Origin of the sequence: Isoptericola croceus (assembly GCF_029382255.1) — a bacterium.
Taxonomy (GTDB): domain Bacteria; phylum Actinomycetota; class Actinomycetes; order Actinomycetales; family Cellulomonadaceae; genus Isoptericola; species Isoptericola croceus.
This window is the reverse complement of record NZ_JARLLG010000338.1, coordinates 1-267: the sequence shown is the minus strand read 5'-3', so window position 1 is coordinate 267 and position 267 is coordinate 1. Positions and strand designations below refer to the sequence as shown.

General features: G+C 67.8%; 1 protein-coding gene. It reads right to left on the bottom strand.

The features are described 5' to 3' along the window. On the bottom strand, positions 1 to 267 hold a 267-nt coding region (locus PZC42_RS21555; RefSeq protein ID WP_277214220.1), incomplete at both ends, for a cytochrome b N-terminal domain-containing protein.

Here is a 267-nt window from a genome sequence, read left to right as displayed (position 1 = left end):
GGTGACCACCGCCAGCCCCAAGAGGGCGAGGCCCACCAGGTAGTTGAGTTCCCGGGGCTTCTTGTAGGCCCCCGAGAGCAGGATGCGGAGCATGTGCAAAAAGGCGGCGGCGATCATCACGTGGGCCGACCAGTGGTGGAGGCTCCGGATCACGGCCCCGAAGGGGAGGCTGTCTATGTAGAGGACGCGGGCGTAGGCGGCGGGCACCGTGCGCCCGTCCGGGAGCCTCACCTCCCGGATGGAGGGCTCGTAGTTGAGGGTGAGGAA